Origin of the sequence: Mesorhizobium mediterraneum, from assembly GCF_002284565.1 — a bacterium.
Classification (GTDB): Bacteria; Pseudomonadota; Alphaproteobacteria; order Rhizobiales; family Rhizobiaceae; genus Mesorhizobium; species Mesorhizobium mediterraneum.
Genome location: NZ_NPKI01000008.1, coordinates 88759 through 109807, shown reverse-complemented (window position 1 = coordinate 109807; position 21049 = coordinate 88759). Strand labels below are relative to the sequence as shown.

Sequence of the window (21049 nt, the reverse complement as noted above, 5' to 3'; positions counted from 1 at the left end):
CGTATCGAATTCGGCGGTGCCAAGATAGACAATAGCATCGGCCTCAAGGGTGGGAACCGGTTTTGGGAAAATTCGAATGATCTGAAACCGAACGGAGGATCAGCTCTTCCTCTTCTGGAGGCCCGATTCCAATGCGCGCTTTCCAGTCCCATCGAACAAATGCAAATGTTGCGGCGGGAAAGCGACCGTCACCGTCGGACCGGCCGTAAGCGCAGCCCGATCGAGCGTGAAGACATTGAACGGCAGGCTATGCAGGCCAAGGTGCAGAATGATGCCGAAGCCGGTCGGCTCGATCAGGTCGACCGTCGCCCTCAGGCTGCTCTCCGAGGCCGGCGACATCTCGACATGCTCCGGCCGGATGCCGAGCGTCACCGCCGCGCCTTCCTCGAGTTGATAGGCTGACGACAGCGCAATCAGCGTTCCATCAGGCAGTCGTGCGCCGGCCGTGCTCCCAGTGACCTCGTAGCGTGCCGACAGAAAATTCATGGCCGGCGATCCGATGAAGCCGGCGACGAACAGGTTGGCCGGGCGGTCGTAAAGCTCCAGCGGGCTGCCAACCTGCTGCACCACGCCCTCATGCATGGCGACGATCCGGTCGGCCAGTGTCATCGCCTCGATCTGGTCGTGGGTGACATAGATCGAGGTCGCGCCGAGATCGCGGTGCAGCTTCTTGATCTCTGCCCGCATCTGCTCACGCAAGCGCGCGTCGAGATTGGACAGCGGCTCGTCGAACAGGAATGCCTTGGGCTGTCGCACGATCGCGCGGCCCATCGCCACGCGCTGGCGCTGACCGCCCGACAGTGCCTTCGGCCTCCGCGCAAGCAGCGGCTGCAGCTCCAACTTCCTGGCCGCATTGCTGACGGCGGCTGTGATCTTCTCGCGGGCGGCCTTCCGGATCCGCAGGCCATAGCTCATGTTCTCGGCGACGTTCATGTGCGGGTAGAGCGCGTAGGACTGAAACACCATAGCGATGTCGCGGTCCTTAGGTGCCCGCTCATTGACGCGCACTCCGTCGATCCGGATCTCGCCTTCGGTCACCTCCTCGAGCCCGGCGATCATCCGCAGCAGCGTGCTCTTGCCGCAGCCAGACGGACCCACGAGCACCACGAACTCGCCGTTCTTTATCGCCAGATCGACGCCGTGCAGCACGGAGACGATGCCGAAATTCTTGCGAACGTTGCGGATGTCGATCGATGCCATGAAACCTCACTCAGCCCTTGACCGCGCCGGCCGTCAGGCCTTGGACCAGATAGCGCTGGATGAACAGGAAGAAGAGGCAGGCCGGGATCAGCGCCAGCACGCCGGCCGCCATCATCTGCCCGAAATCGACCGAAAACTTCGACACGAAGGTGAGCAGACCGACCGGAAACGTGGCGGCGCTGTTGCCCGAAATCAGCATCAACGCGAACAGCAGTTCGCTCCACGCGGCGGTGAACACAAAACCCAGCGTCGCGGCAATGCCCGGCAGCGTCAGCGGCAGGACGATCTGGCGAAATGCCATGAACTGCGTGGCGCCATCGATCTTGGCCGCCTCCTCCAACTCCTTGGGAATGCCGTCGAAGAACGACTGCATCAGGAATGTCGCGAAGGGAATGTTGAAGGCGGTGTAGACGACGACCAGTCCGGTCAGGCTGTTGGTCAGCCCGAGCGGCGAGAGCATCTTGAAGATCGGCGCGACCAGCATCACCAATGGAAACATCTGGGTGAGCAGCATCAGTGCGACCAGCCAGTATTTGCCGCGAAAGGTGAAGCGCGACAGCGCATAGCCAGAGAGGGACGCGAGCAGTGTCACGATCACGGCCGTCGCGCCGGCAACGATCATGCTGTTCCTGAAGAAGACCGGGAATGCGCTGTGGGCCAGCACGAAGCGGAAATGTTCAAAGCTCATCCGCGACGGCCACATCCGCACGCCCTCCGAATAGAGCAGGTCGTTCGGCGTGACCGATACTTTCAACAGCCAGAACAGCGGGAACAGCGCAAAGACCACGTAGCAGAGGATCGCCAGGCGGTGCAGCGCGGTGCCGAAGATCGAATACCTGTTCATGTGGTCATCCCCGATCCGTCAGGCCCTGTCCATCAGGACTTGCCGCAGCATGACGATCAGCATCGAATAGGCGAGCAGCAGGACGAGCAGCACCAGCGCAATGGCCGAGGCATAGCCGAAATCAAGGGCCCTGAAGGCTTGCGTGAAGATGTAGCTCGCGACGATCTGCGTGCGGTCGGCCGGCCCGCCGCTGGTCATGACGATGATCAGGTCGGCGAAATTCGAGATCCAGACGGTGCGCAACAGCACGGTGATCGCAATGGTCGGCGCAAGGAACGGCAAGGTGATCGATGTGAACCGCCTGACCGCACCGGCGCCGTCGATCGCCGCCGCTTCGTAGAGGTCGCGCGGGATGGCCTGGAGCGCGGCCAGCAGCGTGATGGCGAAGAAGGGAATGCCCCACCAGACGTTGGCAATGATTGGTCCCCACATGGCAAGCTGCGGATTTGAAAGGATGTTGGCTGGCTCACTCATGAGGCCGAGGGCATAAAGCCAATGCGGCAGCGGTCCGATGACGGGGTTGAACAGCCACGCCCAATTGAGCCCGGTCAGGAAGGTCGGCACCGCCCAGGGCAGGAACACCAGCGCCTGCGCGATGGCGCGGCCGGCAAACGGCCGGTCGAGCAACAGCGCCAGGATCAGGCCGAACACGAATTGCAGCAAGACGGATGCGCCGGTCCACCACAACGTGTTGCGCAGCGCCCGATAGAAATTGTCATCGTCATAAAGGGTGCGAAAATGATCGAGCCCGACATAGCCGCCAGAGAAGGGATTGAGCAAATGCACGTCGCGGAAGGCGTAGGACAGGCCAAGCACCAGCGGTGCCAGCATGATGGTGACGATCAGAATCAGCGCCGGGGCGGTGTAAAGATATGGCTCGGCGTGGCGCGTGATCCGGTCGACCAGCGACTGGCGGCGCGATTCCGGGAGGCCGGCGGTGGCGTCAAAAACCATCAGCTAACGCTTTCGTTCCAATTCGCCATCCTTCCAATCGACCATGGACGAGACCTATTCGGAGCCGCCCGCGATAAGCGGCTCCGAAGCTCGCGGTGCGCCGTTTATTTCTTGGCCAGGAATTTCTGCTGCGCCTTGGTCAAATAGTCGGCCCACTGGTTGGCCATTTCCTCGGGCGTGATGTCGCCGAGCAGGGCCTGTTGACTGGTCTTGATGACCATCGAGTCCTTGAAGAAGGCGAACTCCTCGAGGTAGGTCGGCATGACCGTCGGCACCGCATCCTTGTCCTCGAGTTCGGCGAACCAGCCCTTGAACTGCTCGCTCGCGTAGAACGGATCCTTTTCGGCCGACTTGTGGACCGGCAGCGCTCCGGTGCGCTTGTTCCACTCGACATTGCCCTCGGGCCCTTCGAGCGTTTCGATCAGCTTCCAGGAGAGGTCCTTGTTCTGGCTGGCCGCCATCATCGACCAACCGGCGTAGCCGATGGTCGGAAACGTCTTGCCGGACGGCCCCTTCGGCATGGTCATGACGCCGTAGTCTTCCGGCTTCATCCGCTCGGCGATTGCGATCAGCGCGTCTGGATCCTGATCGAGCATGGCACAGGTGCCGGTGTAGAAACCGGCGACGATTTCGTTGAAGCCCCAGTTGACGCTGTCCTTCGGCGCCAATCCCTTCTTGTAGAGGTCGACGACCCAGGTCAGTCCCTTGACCCAGCCTTCGCTGTTCATCGTCGAGGTGCCGTCTTCATTGAAGAATTTGTTGGAGCCGGCCATGGTTGCGCCGAACATCATCCAGCCGTTGAGACCACCCGGCCCGCCGCGCAGGCAGTAGCCATATTTGCCCGGAAGCTTGGAGACTTTCTCCGACGCCGCCACGAACTCGTCCATCGTCTTGGGCGGCTCGGCGACACCAGCCTCCTGGAACAGCTTCTTGTTGTAGAACATCGCCCGAAGATAGAAACCATAGGGCAGCATGTAGGCGGTGTTGTTCACGTCGCGGCCGAGCTCTAGCGCGCGATCGGTGAGGCCCGAGGTGTGCTCCCATTTGGCAAGATAGGGTTCTAGGCTTTCGAGAAGGCCGTTGTTGGCATAGAGCGAGAGCCACGTGTCCGGCATCTCCATGACGTCGGGAATTTCACCGGCGGACACCATGGTCGCGAATTTCTGGAACGCCTCGCCCCAGGGTAGCGAGATGACCTCGACCTTTGTGCCCGGGTTGGCAGCCTCGAATTTGGAGACGATCGATTTCAGGGTTTCGGTGCGCTCGGGGCTGGTGATCACCTCCACGAGCTTCAGCGTCGTGTCGGCGAGTGCAGCACCCGACATCAGCACGGTGGCGAATGCCGCGATAAGAAGCTTCTTCATTTTCCGTTCCCTTCTTGTCTGGTTGCTTCAGGTCTTTTCTTCGGAAGCGGCGTCGATCGCCGTTTCCAGGTCACTCCACAGCGCCTCGGTTCCCTCGAGGCCGACATGGAGACGCACGGACCGCGGATGGACGCCGAACGCCATCGCGGAATTGGGTTGGGCCTTCTGCTGCAGCACGACCTCGCCGGGCACGATGAGGCTTTCGTGGCCGCCCCACGACACGCCCAGCTTGAACAGCTTAAGGCGGTCCGCAAACGTCCGGATGTCGATGCCGTCGCGGAAGACAAACGAGAACAGGCCCGACGTGCCGGTGAGCCCCGCGGGAAGCAGGTTGGCCAAACCCGGATGGCAGACCTTCTCGACGATCGGATGATCCTGCAGACGCCGTGCGATTTCGAGGCCGGAGGCCTGATGCGCGCGCATGCGGATCGGCAGTGTGCGCAAGCCACGGATCAAGAGCCAGGCATCGAATGGCGACAGCTTGCCGCCGAGATATGGATAGGCTTCGCCGCGGATGCGGCCGATCAAATCCTTCGAGCCCGCGACCACGCCGGCCACGACATCGCTGTGGCCGCCCAGATACTTGGATGCGGAGTGGACCACAATATCGACGCCGAGCGACAGCGGCCGCTGGAAGACCGGGCTGGCCCAGCTGTTGTCGATGATGGTCGGGATGCCATGGGACTTTGCCAGCGCAGCGAGCGCACCGATGTCATGCGTTTCCATGACCCAGCTGGTCGGGCTTTCCATATAGAACAGCCTGGCGCCAGGCAGGGCGCTTGCGACGGCATCTTCGTCGCGCCCGTCGACATAGGTCACCTCGATGCGCATGCGCGCGAGCAGCGTCCCGAACAGCCGGAACGCGTCCGGGTAGATATGCCTGACTGCGACGATGCGGTCGCCCGGCTCGACGAAACTCAGGACCGCCGACGAGATGGCGGACATGCCGCTTGCGAAACCGATAGCGTCCTCGGCACCTTCCAGTTTTGCGAGCATTTCCTCGAACATGCGCACGGTCGGGTTCAGCCCTCGCGTGTAGGTCGGCCTCACTTTTTCGCCGCGGTATGTCTCGAGCATCTCGTCATAGTTCGGGAAGGTGAAGAGCGAGGTCTGCACGATCGGCGGCACGACGGCATCGAAGGCGTTGCCCTCGTCATGCGCGGCGATCAGCGATGCCTGGTCGAAAAAATCGGGACCGTTCATTTCGACATTTCCTCGATATCCTCTTCCACGATCTCGAGGATCTTCAGCGTTTTTTCGCGCGCCAGCTCCGCGTCCCTGGCGACGATGGCATCGAACAGCTCGCGGTGATGCGGGAACGATCGCCGCGCGAAATCCTGCCGGTCGAAAGGATGATCCCAGAAGCGCTCGAACGCTTCGCGCATCTGCCCCAGGAGCTGCCGGAAAAGCGGGTTGTGGGTGGCGTCGTAAACAGCCAGGTGAAAGGCCAGGTCTTCCGGGCCCGACGTGCCAGTGGCAAGATGGACGCGCTCCATCTCGATGAGTTTTTGCTCGATCGTCCGCAGATCGTCGGCTGTCCGCCGCCGCGCCGCAACCATGCTTGCCTCGGCCTCGATGCCGCGGCGCACCTCGAGGGTGTGCAAGAGACCGTCACGCAGCTCTGCCGTATTGAGTGACAGCGGCAAATGGATCGTGCCGGCGGATATCGGCTTGAGCAGGTAGGTGCCGCTGCCTTTGCGGGTCTCGGTGACGCCGAGCGCTTCGAAACGCCCCATCGCCTCCCGTATCGTCGAACGCCCGACGGAAAGCGCGGCCATCAATTCGCGTTCGGTCGGAAGCCGGTCACCGCTCTTCAGCGCGGCGCGCTCGACATAGTCGGCCAGCGCCTCCATGACCTGCTTGCCGCGATCCAGCGGCGGGAGCGTGGCGATTGCCACACGCGTGGCAGGTGCCCCGGGCAGTTCGCCGCGCGCTCGCATGGGCACTTAGATCCAAAATTGGTCTGACATCTTAGCAGTTTTGCGCGCGGTCGACCTTTCGTCAAGTGGGCTGGGCGGTGTCTCAGTTGAATTTCGGCTCACGACCCTTCTCTGCCATTCCTGCGGAGAAGTTTAAGCGGAAGCCGTGACCCTAGTCGGTCATTCCCCCCTGCCGAGATGGCATCTCGAAAGCCGACGTTAGAGGCAACTGGCGCTCGTGGGTCGGAGTTCGCATTCGCTAAGGCAAATCGCCGGGTAGGACGGATCTCTAAAGCCCCTTTTCGCCTTTAATCGCTATGAGGCCGCAATAGTCCGGTGTCGCCGCTGTGGCATACCAGGCCGTTTTCTGCCATGCGCCGCACAATGCGGGCTGGAGGTCGGGCGAGCCTTATACCAACGCTCATCAGGCGCACGGCATCCTCGGCGGCTCGCGTCAGCAGCTTGCCGGCATTTTCGATCGCTTCCTCCAGTGAGCACGGCCGTTTGAGAATGCTGGCGAAGGCATCAATGCCGTGCTCGAAGTTGAGCGTCACACCTTTGCCAATCGTTCCGGCGAGTGCAATGACGGGCAGGCCGCGCAGCTTGGCGCGGCGCGCCACCTCGGATGGCACCTTGCCATAGGGCGTTTGGCCATCCAGGCTTCCCTCGGCGGTGATCACCAGGTTCGCGCGATCGATCAACGCGTCGAGGTCAAGATACTGCATCACGATCTCGTAGCGCGGATGGAGCCGGCCCAGAAGAAGGCCGAGCACGGCTGCTCCTAGGCCGCCCGATGCGCCGGCACCCGGAGCGGTGTCAACCTGAATGCCGGTCGCACGCTCGATCGCCTTGGCATGGACTTCCATCGCTGCAGCAAGCTCCTCGACCTGCGCCGGCGTTGCTCCTTTCTGGGGACCGAACACGCGGGCAACACCTTTGGGTCCGAGCAGCACATTGTGCCAGTTGACGGCCGCATCGATCCGCACCTTCGCGAGGCGGGGATCGATGCCCGTCATGTCGATAGAAGCGAGATGCCGGAGCGCGGCCCCGCCTCGCGCGAGCGGGCGGCCGCTATCGTCGAGAAACCGCACGCCGAGCGCCTCGGCCATGCCGGCACCACCGTCATTGACGCCGCTGTCGCCGCAGCCAAGCAGGATTCGCTCGGCACCGGCATCGAGGGCGGCGCCGATGAGCTCGCCGACGCCGAAGCTTGTCGTCAGGCACGGGTCGCGGCGATCCCGTGGAACGAGACGCAGGCCCGCCGCTGCGGCCATTTCTATCACGGCGGTGCGGACTGGCTGACCACCCATGAATCCGATGAAGGAGTCTACCGGGTCCCCCACCGGGCCAGTGACGGATAACCGGTGCAGCGTGCCACCGGTCAGATTGACCAGTGCGTTGGTGAAGCCCTCCCCGCCATCGACCATCGGCGCCTTGAGAATGGTCGCGTCCGGCATCGCCCGTAGAATTCCGGCAGCGATGCACGCCGTCGCTTCATCGGCAGTCAGGCTCTCCTTGAAACCGGAAGGCGCAATCAGGATCGTCATCGACATTTTGGTTTCCTTTCTAAAATAGCAGGCGGAAGTCATGCCTTGGCGGGCATTGTGGAAAGTGTTTCGATCGGCAGGCCAAGGAGCGGCCAGACGAACAAGGAGAAGGCGACGAGCAGAGCGACGAAGAGCGGCAAGAGGAACAGAGCCAGCCGGAGGAGGTCTGCCTGTGTGAAGGTTAGGGTCTCCGCAGAACCGAACAGGAGAACCGGCTTTGCCGAGACCATCAGCGTCTGACAGAAGCCACTGCCGATCGTCGTCACGAAGATTAGGACCGATGGATCGACGCCGAACGCCGAAAGCGGCAAGGCAACCGCTGGGATGAGGACGCTCGCGCGCGCAGTGCGAGACATAATCACGATATGTGCCAGGCTTGAGATCACGGCAGCGATGGCGATGACCATCCATGGGGCTAGTGACAGGTGGCCGCCGAGCGCCGCAAGCGTCTGGTCGACGAGGTAGCGTGCGGTGCCGGAGGTGAGCAGCGCCTCGCCGATCAAAAGCGTGGCCGCGAGGAACAGAAGCAGGTTCCACTCGACACCCTTAAGCGCCTCTTTAAGCGAAATCCCCGACACCGGCTTGGAAGCGGCAAGCAAGGCACCGACGAGCGCGATGACGGCAATATTCTGTCCATGCAGCGCGTTCGTCGCCCAAAGCAGGACGGTCGCGCCCATGATTGTCAGCACGGTAGCATCGCTGCATGAATTTGAACGGTGCCTGACCGGTAGCGTGCCGATCGCGGCCCTGCGGTCTTCGGCGGACAGAAACAGAAGTTGGATCAGGCCGCAGGCAAGCAGACTCGTGACGAACCCGAACGGCCCGCCGAGAAGCGCCCAGTGGGCGAAGCCGATGTCTGTGTCGCTGACACGCCTCATGAAATCGGCGGCAATCAGATGTGCGCCAGCTCCGGTCAGCGAAGCACAGGCTGAGAGCAAGATGACGGAGGGAAACAGAAGCGCGAGCCCTCTGGTCACGGATGGTCTGCCGATCGCACTCGAAAGACCGAAGAACACGGGCATGAGGATCGCCGCGCGGGCTGAGGTAGAAGGAATCACGAAGGCGGTCAGCGCAATGACCAGCGTCGCGCCCCAGAACATTCGGGAAACCGTCCTGCAGCGCGTCAGCGCGACGCCTGCCAGGCGCTCGGCGGTACCGCTGCTGCGCATGACCGACGCCATGACGAAAGCGGCAATCAGGAGCCAGATGATTTCGCTGCCGAGCGTGGCAAAGAGGGCCTCTTCGTCGACCGCACCCGAAACAACAAGGGCAAGCGCGCCGGCGAGCGCCACAGGCATGTCGGGCAGGCCGAGCACTACCCAGGCGATCAGGACCCCGGCGAAGACCGAGAGCGACAGTCGGCCTTCAATCGGCAGGCCGTCCAATCCGTAAAGAATGACAAAGGTGCAAGCTTGCAGGGAAAGCAAGCCGATGACCAATCTGGGTGATAGCGGCCGGAACAACCATGCCTGCCGCCCTTCGGCATCGGCGAATGCACCGACTGTGGCCCTCGTCGTGGGAACGCTATGCAGCATGGAAGCACCTTCCATCTCCGGTTGAGATGGCGGGTTAACGGGCCAAGCCGAGGCCTATTCCAGCTCACCTGACACTTTTTTGACAGGTAGATGACGGCGATGAGGTCGAGAACACGGAACCGGTGCTGCCAGAAGATCGACGGCCGGTTAATCCATGAAGGGCAAGCTGAGTTGGCGAACCAGCCCGTTTCCGACCGGGTCCGTGCGGTCGACTTCTCAGGCCGATCCATGCCAAAGACGCAGTGTGCGGATCAAGGAGCCGAATGTGATGCCATTGGATGGTGTACGTGCCTTGGTATTCGACGTATTCGGCACTGTCGTCGATTGGCGCAGCGGCGTGGCGCGCGAAGCTGAACCGTTCCTGAAGCGGCATGGAGCCGGAACGGCCATTCCTACCGCTTTCGCGGATGCGTGGCGCCGCCGTTACTCCCCAGCGATGGAGGAGGTGCGCAGCGGCCGACGGCCCTTTACACGGCTCGACGTGCTGCATCGGGAGAATCTGGAAGCTGTTTTGCCAGAATTCGGGATCGACCCGGCGTCGGTGCCGGCGTCCGAGCTGGACGAACTGAACCTGGCATGGCACCGATTGGAGCCATGGCCGGACGCGGTGGCAGGCCTCACACGGCTGAAGGCCCGCTATATCATCGCGCCGCTCTCGAACGGGAACATCGTCCTCATGCTCAACATGGCGAAGCGTAGCCGCATCCCCTGGGATGCGATCCTCGGCGCCGAAGTCGTGCGAGCGTACAAGCCGATGCCGGAAGCCTATCTTCGCACCGCTGACGTCCTGGCAATGAAGCCAGATGAGATCTGTCTTGTGGCCGCTCACAATGGCGACCTTGCAGCGGCTCGGGCATGCGGATTGCGAACAGCCTTTGTCCCGCGTCCGACCGAGCACGGATTAGCGCAGACCACGGACTTGCACCCTGATCAGGCCTGGGACCTGGTGATCAGCGACTTCATTGAATTGGCTGAACGGCTTCAGTTGTAGCGCGTCTCAACGATCAGCAAACCACCCTTTCAGGGTTCTTCCACTTTTGGTCCGATGCTCTTTATTCGACATCGCGACCCGATTGCTCGGCGATCTGATCCCAGGTTGACGATAGCCAAGGCGGCAGCTTCACGCCTTGCGTTCCCAGCGCCGATCTGAAGTCTGCTGCCAGTAGGTGACCGCGTGGCCGGCTTCCTTCATCGTCTTCCAGTGCATGCGCGCCGCCTCGACCTGGGCCGCATCGTGGCCGTCGAATAGGAACACGGCGCGCTCATAACTACCAAGCTCCGGCGGCGCCGCGCCGTCGACCAGGAAGCGTATCTGCGCCTCGTTCGGATTGTCCTGGCCGGTGGTCAAAAGGATCGGCTGCTCGGCCAGATGGGATTCGCGGTCCGTCGCGTGCGCCAGGAACGAATCGTCTCTGAATATCCACAGATGCTGGTCCAGCGCGTCGCGCCGCTCCTCGGTGCCGGCCTGCACCACGGCGCGCCAACCGCGATCGACGCTGCGCTCGAGCAGGCCGGGGAGCGCATCCTCCAGCGTCGATTCGGTCAGGTGATAGAATAGGACGTCAGCCATGATTGCGCCTTGAAAGGCCTCACCCCTCGTAATTGTCGCGCATCAGTCGGTCGAGCAGCCTGACGCCGAAGCCGGAGGCCCATGACTGGTTGATCTCGCTGGACGGCGCGCCCATCGCGGTGCCGGCGATGTCGAGATGCGCCCAGGGCGTATCCTTGACGAAGCGCTGCAAGAACTGCGCCGCGATGATGGCGCCGCCGTAGCGGCCGCCGATGTTCTTCATGTCGGCATTTTTCGAATCGATCAGCTTGTCGTATTCGGCGCCGAGCGGCATCCGCCACACTCGTTCCTGCGTCGCCTGCCCGGCGCTCGTCAGCCTGTTCGCCAATTCGTCATCGTTGGAGAACAGCCCGGCATAGTGCTGGCCGAGCGCGACCATGGTGGCGCCGGTCAGCGTCGCCAGATTGACCATGAATTTCGGCTGGAAGCGATCGTTGCAATACCACAGCGCATCGGCCAGAACGAGGCGGCCTTCGGCGTCGGTGTTGAGCACCTCGATGGTCTGACCCGACATCGAGGTGACGATGTCACCGGGACGCTGCGCGTGGCCGTCGACGGCATTTTCCACTAGCCCGATGATGCCGACGACGTTGGCCTTGGCCTTGCGCGCGGCCAGCGCGTGCATCAGCCCTGTCACGGCGGCCGCGCCGCCCATGTCGCCCTTCATGTCCTCCATGCCGGAGGCCGTCTTTATCGAATTGCCGCCGGTGTCGAAAGTGACACCCTTGCCGACGAAGGCAACCAGGCTGTCCTTGGCCTTGCCGCCGTTCCATCGCATGACGGCTATGCGGGCGCCACGCGGCGAGCCTTGCGCAACGCCGAGCAGCGCGCCCATGCCGAGCTTCTTCATATCCTTCTCGACCAGGATCTCGACCGTGACGCCGAGCGCTTCCAGTTCGCTGACGCGGGCGGCGAATTCCACCGGCCCGAGTATATTGGCCGGTTCGTTGACCAGGTCGCGCGCCAGGAGCACCCCGTCGATCACCGCCACCTCGTCGGCGAAGGCCCTTTTCGCCGCCGCCGGATCGGTGGTGTGGATGGTCACCTTGACCGGCTTTTTGGGCTCGGCCTTCTTGCCATCGCGCTGGCCGTCATTATTGTCCTTTTTCGTCTTGTACTTGTCGAAGGTATAGCTGCGCAGAAGGATGCCCGCGGCAAGCTGTGCCGCTTGCCTGCCGCCGACGTCAGCATCCGGCAGATCGAGCACGACGGTCACCTCGGTGGCCTTGCGCAAGGATGCAGCGATCGTGCCGCCGAGCTTCAGCCAGGCATGGTCGTCGAGCCCCGAGACCTTGCCGACGCCGACCGCCACCAGCCGGTCGAGCGATGTGCCCTCCGGCGCCAGCACTTCGACCAGGCTGGCGAACTTGCCGGAAAAGTCGGCCACCGGAAACGCCCGCTCCAGGGTCTTTGCCGGATCGCAAGCCTTTGCCGCATCGCCGAGACCGCCATCGTTGGCCGCCAGCACGAAGACACTGCCCTTTTTGGGCGCTGCGAATTTGGCGAAGGCGATCGAAGGTCTCGAAGTCATCATGTCCTGCTTTCGGGAACGGCGTTGGGTTTTGGAAGAGTGCCTTGACGAAACCCGATACTTGGCCGTTTCCGACCGCAAGCACCACCCTATTTTTCAGTTCATCGCCTCTGCCTGACGATCTGCTGCGCGATTGCCTTGGCCTGAATTCGGGCATTGGCGAAGCAACCGCGAATGCTTGGCCGCATGCCGGTAAACCACAGGCCGGGCAATTTCGGGTCGGTCTCGCCGCCGTTGAAAAGGGGAACGCCCCTGCCGTCGAGGACGCCGAGCTTGCCAACCATGCGTTCGAGCCCGGTGCGGTAGCCGGTCGCCGCGATGACGATATTGGGAGCGATCAGGTTGCCGTTGTCGAGGATGACGCCGTCGCGGGTAAATTCCCTTACCTGCGGCAGTACCACGACCTGACCGGCCTTGATGGCGCGAACGGCGCCGTCGTCGGTGGCGATCGCAGTGTAGTCGTCGGTCAGGCGGCTTGCGCCCCCCGAGGACGCGGGCGGCAGGCCAAACTTCGTCAGGTCGCCGAAAACCAGGCGCTGCGTTGCCGCCATCACCGCATCGGCGAGCCAAATCGGCAATCGCGCCAAGAACGGCGAAAGCCTGTGGACGGCGATCTTGCCGACGCGTTTGGGCAGCAGCGAGGGGCCGTTGCGCGCCGACAGCCAGATAGAGGCGGCGTTCGCCCCCGCCAGATGATTGAGCACGTCGAAGCCCGAATTGCCAGCGCCGACAACCAGCACCTTTTTTCCCGCATAATCCTCGGCTTTGCCAAAATCCGCCGAATGCATGATGCGGCCGGCAAAGTCGTCGGCGCCCTTCCACTGCGGAATGAACGGCTGCCGGTCGCGCCCGGTGGCAACGACGACATGATGCGCCGGCAGGGGCCCGGCACTGGTCTCAACGGTCCATTGATCGCCGCTGAACGCGATCTCCTCGACGGCGACGCCAAGCCGGATCGGCAGATTGTGCGCCTGGCTGAAATCGTTCAGGTGGCGGATGACTGCTGTTTTGTGGGGAAAGGCGGGGGTGCCTGCGGGATAATCGACGCCAGGCAGCGTCGAGAGATCGCGATGCGAATTGAGATGCAACCGTTCGTGCCGCCGGTACCAGGGCTCGGCAAGCCGCCTTTCCTTTTCCAGGACAAGCGTCGGCACGCCGGCCTTTTTCAGCGCATGGGCGGCGGCCAGCCCCGCCGCGCCGGCGCCGATCACGATCGCACCGTGAAAAATCGATTCCTGGCCGGTTTGACCGCGCAATTCTGTTACTTCTGCTTCCATGTCTGTACCCGTCGCGGCCACGGCGGCCATGACCGTGATCGGCGCGACATTTGGTCGTTTTCCGGCATTTGGCAAGACTTTGCCGGAATCAGATCCCATATGGCGGATGGAATCGACGGCGATTCGTCGCGGCACGGCCCCGCTTTCCTGCCGCAACCTGTTGTTAACCATCGATGTTCGCCCTTTCTTATCCATTGCCGCCGACACTCCGGCCACCGGGAATAACGATGTGGGACGGGAAACCAGATCGAACCGCCAAACGGGACCGGTTGTGCAGGCGTCGCCGGACGACTACTTTGTCTGGAGGCATGATGCCGTTCGGCAAAATCGAGAAAAGCCTTTATGAAGGTCGTTGAACGCTACATCATGCGTCGCGCGCTGGCGGTGTTCCTGGCAGCGCTTATTTGGACGCTGGCGATCGTGTGGACGACGCAGGTGCTCGCCCGCATCGATCTCGTCACCGACAGCGGCCAGTCGGCGCTGACCTTCTTCGAGGTCGCTGCGCTGATCATTCCGTCGATCATCCCGATCGTCGTGCCCTTCGCCCTGGTGGTCGCCGTCGCTCAGACGCTGAGCGCGATGAATTCCGATTCTGAGCTTGCCGTCTTGAACGCCGCGGGCGCCTCGCGCTGGACCATCGTCAGGCCGATCATGCTGCTGGCGCTGGCGGCCAGCGTCTTGTCGTTCGCCGTCGACAACGGCGTCGATCCGTATGCACGCCAGAAAAACCGCCAGCTGGTGGCGTCGTCGCGTGCCGATCTGTTGTCGCTGATCATCCAGGAAGGCACCTTTCGCAAGATCGACGACGGCCTGTTCCTGCAGATTGGCGAGCGGCTTCCGGACAACCGCCTCGGCGGCATCTTCGTCGCCGATTCGCGCGAAGAAGGCGTTAACCTCATCTACTACGCCAAGACCGGAGCCATCATCGAAAACGGCGACGAGAAGGTGCTGATGATGAACGACGGCGTCATCCATCGCGAAACGCTGACCGGCGATCTTTCGGTCATCCGATTCACCTCCTATGCCTTCGACCTGTCCGCCTTCATGTCGGCCTCATCGGACGTGTTGCTTTTGCCGAAGGACCGGACGACCCAATACCTGCTCAATCCCAGTCCGAACGACAAGGCGTTCCAAAAAAAGCCGAACAGGTATCTGGCCGAGCTCAACCAGCGTTTTTCCGAATGGTCCTATTCACTTGTCTTCGCGCTGATCGCGCTTGCGGTCGCGGGAGATGCGCGGTCCCATCGCGAGGCGCGCATCCATCCGCTGATCACGGCCATCGCGATTGCGCTTTTCGTACGTTGGCTTGGTTTCTTTGCCGCCGGTAAAGCCGACAACGTTCCGCAATATGCCTATATGGTCTACGGCGTTCCTATCGTGGCGTCCGCGGTCGCGACATGGTTCATAGTCTCCAACCGGACCATGGAGCTGCCGGTCGCCTGGGCCGACTGGATGACGAATTTCGCCGGTCGCTTCAGTGACGGCTGGAGCGCCATCAAGCTTCGCTTCGCCAGGCGTGGCGCTTCTGGCCAAGGGGCCGGCTAATGGGCTGGACACGCTAATGGGCTGGACCCTGGGTAGATACTTCTTCTTCCGCTACGTGACGATCACCATCTGGTTCTTCATCGGCCTGTTGGCGCTCGTGTTCCTGATCGACTTCACCGAGCTTTCCGGTCGCACGACCGGCTTGCCGGGCTTCACGTACGGGACGGCGTTCGCCATTTCAGCGCTGAGGATGCCGATGATCATGCTGCAGACGGTGCCGTTCGTCGGGCTATTCTCGGCGATGGCGACGCTGGTCTCGCTCAATCGCAGATATGAACTGGTCATCGCGCGTTCCGCCGGCGTATCCGCATGGCAATTCCTGCTGCCGTGCTGCATCGGGGCGCTGCTGTTCGGCGTGTTGTCGGTCGGCGTCATCAATCCGATCGCCGCGCATGCGTTTTCCTGGTCCGAAAAGATCGAAACCCAGCTCCGCTCCGGCAAGTCGAACGCCGTGTCGGCCGACGCCGAGCCCTGGATCCGGCAGAAAACCAGTACCGGCGATACCATCATCGGCGCGCGCGCCATTCTCAATCAGGGCCTCGAGATGGCCGATGCCGTCTTCTTCATCCTCAGCCCGCAAGGCGACATCGTCGAACGCAAGGACGCGGCGCACGCCTTTTTGCGCGATGGCTACTGGGAACTGCAGGACGTCAAGGTTTTCCGGGACGGCAACATCCAATCGGTGGCAAGCGACCGGGTGTCGACCAATCTCAAGCCCGAATTCGTGCAAGAGCGGCTGGCGCGCCCGGAAACCATCCCTTTCTACGATCTGCCCAGCAAGATCGAGGTTGCCCGCTCCTTCGGGCTCAAGGCAAATGCCTTTGCCATGCAGTTTGATTCGCTGGTGGCGCTGCCGTTCCTTCTCGTCGCCATGACGCTGATTGCCGCAACGGTGTCGATGCGATTTGCGAGGATGGGACAATCCGCGACGATGATTCTGGGTGGCGTCCTGGCTGGGTTTCTGCTTTATGTCGTGACGGTGCTGGTCAAGGCATTCGGCGTGGCGGGATTCGTACCCACAGTCGTGGCTGCATGGGTTCCGGTTGTCGTGGCTATGTTCTTCGGGGTGACTTTCTTGCTGTACAAGGAAGACGGCTAGTGAGGGGGGCGGTTTTGCGCATCCATAGGCAGGCCGGTTTGGCGCGCCTCTATGGGGCGAGCGCCTTGGCATGCCTGCTCGCTTGCGTCGTCCCGAATATTCCGGCTTCTGCCCAGGATATCAGCGACATGGCAGCCGACGTCCCCGCCGGCTCGCAAATGCTGCTGGCGGCGGATACGCTGGTCTATGACAACGACAACCAGACAGTAACGGCCGTCGGCGGCGTCCAGATCGACTATGGCGGCAACCGCCTTGTCGCCCAGCGGGTCGAGTACAATCGCAACACCAAGCGCCTCGTCGCCAGCGGCAATGTCGAGGTCATCAACAGCGACGGCACCAAGATCTATTCGCAGCATGTCGACATCACCGACGATTTCGCTGATGGCTTCGTCAACGCGCTGCGTGTCGAAACCGTCGACAAGGCATATTTCGCCGCCGAAAGCGCGGAACGCATGGGCGGCGTGCTGACGACGTTCCACAACGGCGTGTACACGGCCTGCGAGCCATGCGAGGACCAACCAGACAAAGCGCCGACCTGGCGCATCAAAGCCAGAAAGATCATTTGGAACGGCGAGAAGAAGACGGTTCGCTTCGAGAATTCGAATTTCGAGTTCTTCGGCTTTCCGCTTGCCTATCTGCCGGCCTTCGAGATTGCCGACCCTACCGTTAAGCGCAAGAGCGGCTTCCTGATTCCCGGCATTGCCTACAAGAGCGAGCTCGGCGTCGGCGTCAAAGTCCCGTATTATTTCGCGCTCTCACCAACCTATGACCTCACCGTCACCGGCAGCGGCTACACCAAGCAAGGCTTCCTCGGCGAGGCCGAGTGGCGCCAGCGCTTCAACAACGGCCAGTATAGCCTGAAGGTCGCCGGCATCCGGCAAGAGGACCCCGACGAATTCATCGACAGCCACGGCAACAATGTCGATTCAGGTTCGGCCGGCGACCCGAACAAGTTCCGCGGCATGATGGGCACCAAGGGTCAGTTCGCCATCAATCCGCGCTGGGACTTCGGCTGGGATGTCCTGTTGCAGACCGACAAGAACTTCTCGCGCACCTACGCCATCGAAGACTTCAACGAGAGCGTGCACCACTCCTCGATCTACCTGACAGGCCTCAATGGCCGCAACTATTTCGACGTGCGCGCCATGCGCTTCGAGGTCCAGGAAAAGACGCTCCCTGACGATCCGTCCGCGCGCGCCGGCAAGCAGCCCTGGGTGCTGCCCTCGCTCGACTACGCCTACATCCCCGACATGGCTGTGGGCGGCGGGCAATTGTCGTTCAACGTCAACGCACAGGCCATCAGCCGTGAAAGGCTGGATAGGATCCTTTCCGATCCGAACAACGCTGCGTCCGTCAATAATGTCCGCGGCATCGAGGGCCAGTCGGGCCGCCTCACCACCGAAGCGGAATGGAAGCGCACCTTCACCACCGATGGCGGGCTGCTGCTGACGCCGCTGCTGGCGCTGCGCGGCGACGTCGGTTATGTGAATGCGTCCTCGGCCTCGCTCACCGCCATCAACCAGATGGCGATGAACCCGGAGATAAATGCCAGCGATGACATGCGGACATCACTCGCCCGCTACATGGCGACCGCCGGGCTGGAAATGCGCTGGCCGGTGCTGTTCTCGTCGACCAGCTCCAGCCACATCTTCGAGCCGATGGCGCAGGTGTTCGTGCGTCCGAACGAGCAATATGTCGGTGGCCTCGCTGTCCCCAACGAGGACGCCCAGAGCTTCGTCTTCGACGCCACGACATTGTTCGAGCGTGACAAGTTCTCCGGCTACGATCGCATGGAAGGCGGCACGCGCGCCAATGTCGGGCTGCGCTATTCCGGCGCCTACGACAATGGCTGGAGCACCAACGCGCTGTTCGGCCAATCCTACCAGCTGGGCGGTCGCAACTCCTTCGATTCGCCGGACCTGGTCAATGTTGGAGCCGATTCCGGTCTTGAGACCGAGACCTCCGACTATGTCGGCCTCGTCGGCTTTAATAGCCCCAGCGGAGTTTCCGGCTCGGTCAGCGGCCGTTTCGACGAGCAGAGCCTTGAGGTTCGCCGCGCCGAGGTGAAAGCAGCCTATTCCGGCCTGCCGATTTCGCTCAGCGCCAAATATGCCTTCATCCAGGCGCAGCCGCTCTATGGCTTCACGACCGATCGCCATGAGGTCACGCTCGGCGCCTCGACGCAACTTGCCGAGAACTGGCGTGTCTTCGGCACCGGCACCTACGATCTGGAGCAAAGTGTCCTGGTCAAGGACGGGGTCGGCTTTGCCTATAGTGATTCATGCTTCACCTATTTGATGACGTTCTCAGAATCCCGCGACCTGGAAACCAAGGAAGTGTCGCAGAACATCGGTTTCAACTTGTCGTTCCGCACGCTCGGCGATTTCGGCTCGTCACAAAGCTCCATCGACACCATTCAGTAGCAGACACTAGCCAGTAGCAGACGGCTGGCCAGCAGCAGACGGCCGGAACAGGCGGCCAACGTGTCGGCCCGAAAGTCGGAATTGATTTTCGGAAAGCACGATGCGTAGATTCAAAGTGTTTAGAGAGTACCTTGTGCGCCCAAGTGGACGCACGTCGCTCTAACGACATCGTTTCGCCGCATAGGGCAGGCACGGGTTTCAGCTCCCTCATAATGAGATAGAATTGGGCCGGAACCGAGATAGAATTGGGATGCTTTCGATGAGGAAATACCTCTTTTCGGCAGGGTTCGCGCTGCTGGTGGCGGCGACCTCGGCCTCGATCACCATGATGACGCCGCCGGCTTTCGCCAGCCAGATCAAATACGTCGTCAACAACGTACCGATCACCACCGGCGACATCCAGCATCGGGCTGCCTTCCTGCGCCTGCAGCGCAAGAAAGGCGACGCCGCCGACGAGATGATCGAGCAGACGCTGCGCGTCGCCGAAGCCAAGCGTCTCGGCATCCGCATCAGCGACGCCCAGGTCGACGCCGCCTATCAGCGCTTTGCCACGACCAACAAGATGCAGCTCAAGCAACTCGATGGCGTCATGGCGCAGTCCGGCGTCGGCAAGGAGCATTTCAAGGAGTTCATCCGCTCCCAGATGGCCTGGAATCAGGCGCTGACCGCGCGCCATCGCTCCGAGAGCGGCGGCGGCGCCATGAGCGAGCAGGACGCAGTCAGGCGCATGCTCGACAAGGGCGGCGCCAAGCCGACCGCCATGGAATACATGCTGCAGCAAGTCATCTTCGTCGTGCCGGCGGCCGAGCGCAGCGCTACGCTGTCCAAGCGCAAGCGCGAGGCTGACGCCATGCGCGCCCGCTTCAACGGCTGCAACACCTCGCGCGAATTTGCCAAGGGCCTGATCGACGTCACCGTTCGCGATCTCGGCCGGGTGCTGGCGCCGCAATTGCCGCCGGAATGGGCCGACCAGATCAAAGCCACCAAGGTCGGGGGTGCCACCAGCACGCGCGAGACGGATCGCGGGGTCGAGTTCATCGGCATCTGCTCGTCACGCGAAGTGTCCGACGACAAGGCCGCCCAGATGGTGTTCCAGAGCGAAGGCGCAACCGGCAAGGACGCCGACGAGCTCTCCAAGAAGTACGTCGAGGAGTTGCGGAAGAAAGCCCGCATCGTCGAGCGCTAAGACACCCTGGGCGTGCCAGAGATACAGCTTCCGCTGGCGTTGAGCGTCGGCGATCCGTCCGGCATCGGGGCGGAGATCGCCATTGCCGCCTGGCAGGCGCGCGACAGCGCCGGTGTGCCGCCCTTCTATCTTCTCGCCGATCCGGCGCTGGTTTCCGCACGGGCGCGCCGGCTCGTCGCCGATATGCCAATCACGGAGACAATGCCAGCCGAAGCGGCGCGCGTCTTTACACGCGCCCTGCCCATCGTGCCGCTAGTCGCCCGCTTCGTCGACGACCCCGGCCGGCCGGACCCAGCCAACGCCGCCGGCATCATCGAGGCGATCGACCGCGCTGTTGACGACTGCCTTGGCGGTCGCGCAGCGGCTGTTGTCACGTGCCCGATCGCCAAGAAGCCGCTCTACGATGCCGGTTTCCGTTTCCCCGGCCATACCGAGTATCTGGCGCATCTGGCGACGCTCCACACCGGCGCCGAAGCAATGCCGGTGATGATGCTTGCCGGTCCCGAATTGCGCACGGTCCCGGTCACCATCCATATTGCGTTGAGCGAGGTGCCGAAAGCGCTGACGACGGACTTGATCGTTGCGACCGCCCGCATCACCGCTGCCGACCTCGAACATCGTTTCGGCATCGCCAAGCCTCGGCTTGCCATTGCCGGCCTCAATCCGCATGCCGGCGAAGGCGGCGCGATGGGCGCCGAGGATCAGCACATCATCCGCCCGGCGATCGACAGGCTGAGGGCAGAAGGCATCGATGCTTTCGGGCCGCTGCCGGCCGACACGCTGTTCCATGCCCGCGCCCGAACCGGCTACGATGTGGCGCTGTGCATGTACCACGACCAGGCGCTGATCCCGGCCAAGGCGCTGGCTTTCGACGAGGCGGTCAACGTCACGCTCGGCCTGCCCTTCATCCGCACCTCACCGGATCACGGCACCGCCTTCGATATCGCCGGCAAGGGCATAGCCCGGGCCGACAGCCTGATCGCGGCGCTAAGGCTCGCCCGCAGGCTTGCCGACACCGGGACGAAGGCTGCCATCGCATGAGGCTTTGCATGAGA

18 protein-coding genes are annotated in these 21049 nt (G+C 62.5%); 7 read left to right on the top strand and 11 right to left on the bottom strand.

The genetic code is table 11. The annotated features are described in order from the left end of the window. Window positions 1-99: 99 nt before the first annotated feature. The 8 genes from CIT25_RS03750 to CIT25_RS03715 form a co-directional block, all read right to left on the bottom strand. A complete protein-coding gene (locus tag CIT25_RS03750; protein ID WP_095483212.1) occupies window positions 100-1200 on the bottom strand; it encodes an ABC transporter ATP-binding protein in 1101 nt (366 codons plus the stop codon). A 10-nt stretch (window positions 1201-1210) separates the two neighbouring features. Further along, the gene (locus tag CIT25_RS03745; protein ID WP_095483211.1) at window positions 1211-2044 is read right to left on the bottom strand and encodes a carbohydrate ABC transporter permease; all 834 of its coding nucleotides are present in this window, start codon (window positions 2042-2044) and stop codon (window positions 1211-1213) included. 18 nt (window positions 2045-2062) lie between these two features. Continuing rightward, window positions 2063-2998: a carbohydrate ABC transporter permease gene (locus tag CIT25_RS03740; protein WP_095483210.1), complete on the bottom strand. Its 936-nt coding sequence runs from the start codon at window positions 2996-2998 to the stop codon at window positions 2063-2065. Between the two features lie 104 nt (window positions 2999-3102). Next, complete coding sequence (locus tag CIT25_RS03735) at window positions 3103-4362, bottom strand: ABC transporter substrate-binding protein (protein ID WP_095483209.1); 1260 nt, start codon at window positions 4360-4362, stop codon at window positions 3103-3105. 27 nt (window positions 4363-4389) lie between these two features. After that, entirely contained in the window at window positions 4390-5565 is a 1176-nt protein-coding gene (locus CIT25_RS03730; RefSeq protein ID WP_095483208.1) for a PLP-dependent transferase, read from the bottom strand. Further along, window positions 5562-6302: a FadR/GntR family transcriptional regulator gene (locus CIT25_RS03725; protein ID WP_095483207.1), complete on the bottom strand. Its 741-nt coding sequence runs from the start codon at window positions 6300-6302 to the stop codon at window positions 5562-5564. Before CIT25_RS03725 ends, CIT25_RS03730 begins: the two co-directional genes overlap by 4 nt. 287 nt (window positions 6303-6589) lie before the next feature. Beyond that, complete coding sequence (locus CIT25_RS03720) at window positions 6590-7834, bottom strand: glycerate kinase family protein (protein ID WP_095483305.1); 1245 nt, start codon at window positions 7832-7834, stop codon at window positions 6590-6592. Between the two features lie 32 nt (window positions 7835-7866). Then, complete coding sequence (locus tag CIT25_RS03715; RefSeq protein WP_158302505.1) at window positions 7867-9363, bottom strand: SLC13 family permease; 1497 nt, start codon at window positions 9361-9363, stop codon at window positions 7867-7869. 268 nt (window positions 9364-9631) lie between these two features. Between CIT25_RS03715 and CIT25_RS03710 the strand changes: the two genes are divergently transcribed. Continuing rightward, window positions 9632-10354 (top strand): haloacid dehalogenase type II, encoded by a 723-nt coding sequence (locus tag CIT25_RS03710; protein ID WP_095483304.1) that lies wholly within the window; start codon window positions 9632-9634, stop codon window positions 10352-10354. 129 nt (window positions 10355-10483) lie between these two features. Here CIT25_RS03710 and CIT25_RS03705 read toward each other — a convergent pair whose 3' ends face one another. The 3 genes from CIT25_RS03705 to CIT25_RS03695 form a co-directional block, all read right to left on the bottom strand. Then, entirely contained in the window at window positions 10484-10933 is a 450-nt protein-coding gene (locus CIT25_RS03705; protein WP_095483205.1) for a DNA polymerase III subunit chi, read from the bottom strand. A gap of 19 nt (window positions 10934-10952) precedes the next feature. Beyond that, window positions 10953-12464 carry a leucyl aminopeptidase gene (locus CIT25_RS03700; RefSeq protein ID WP_095483303.1) on the bottom strand — a complete coding sequence of 504 codons (1512 nt, stop codon included), beginning with the start codon at window positions 12462-12464 and terminating at the stop codon, window positions 10953-10955. Window positions 12465-12565: 101 nt separating this feature from the next. After that, window positions 12566-13741 carry a flavin-containing monooxygenase gene (locus CIT25_RS03695; protein ID WP_095483302.1) on the bottom strand — a complete coding sequence of 392 codons (1176 nt, stop codon included), beginning with the start codon at window positions 13739-13741 and terminating at the stop codon, window positions 12566-12568. Window positions 13742-13769: 28 nt separating this feature from the next. Between CIT25_RS03695 and CIT25_RS36135 the strand changes: the two genes are divergently transcribed. The 6 genes from CIT25_RS36135 (at window position 13770) to pdxA (ending at window position 21035) form a co-directional block, all read left to right on the top strand. After that, window positions 13770-14087 carry a hypothetical protein gene (locus CIT25_RS36135; RefSeq protein ID WP_126107128.1) on the top strand — a complete coding sequence of 106 codons (318 nt, stop codon included), beginning with the start codon at window positions 13770-13772 and terminating at the stop codon, window positions 14085-14087. After that, window positions 14084-15286, top strand: a complete 1203-nt coding sequence (gene lptF, locus CIT25_RS03690) for an LPS export ABC transporter permease LptF (protein WP_095483204.1) — start codon at window positions 14084-14086, stop codon at window positions 15284-15286. The genes CIT25_RS36135 and lptF overlap by 4 nt, the downstream gene beginning before the upstream one ends. 16 nt (window positions 15287-15302) lie before the next feature. Further along, window positions 15303-16385, top strand: coding sequence for an LPS export ABC transporter permease LptG (gene lptG / locus CIT25_RS03685; RefSeq protein ID WP_095483301.1), 1083 nt, complete (start codon window positions 15303-15305; stop codon window positions 16383-16385). Between the two features lie 128 nt (window positions 16386-16513). After that, window positions 16514-18808: an LPS-assembly protein LptD gene (locus tag CIT25_RS03680; RefSeq protein WP_370453344.1), complete on the top strand. Its 2295-nt coding sequence runs from the start codon at window positions 16514-16516 to the stop codon at window positions 18806-18808. 250 nt (window positions 18809-19058) lie between these two features. Further along, complete coding sequence (locus CIT25_RS03675; protein WP_164759297.1) at window positions 19059-19994, top strand: peptidylprolyl isomerase; 936 nt, start codon at window positions 19059-19061, stop codon at window positions 19992-19994. 12 nt (window positions 19995-20006) lie between these two features. Further along, window positions 20007-21035: a 4-hydroxythreonine-4-phosphate dehydrogenase PdxA gene (gene pdxA, locus CIT25_RS03670; RefSeq protein ID WP_095483203.1), complete on the top strand. Its 1029-nt coding sequence runs from the start codon at window positions 20007-20009 to the stop codon at window positions 21033-21035. Window positions 21036-21049 lie beyond the last annotated feature (14 nt).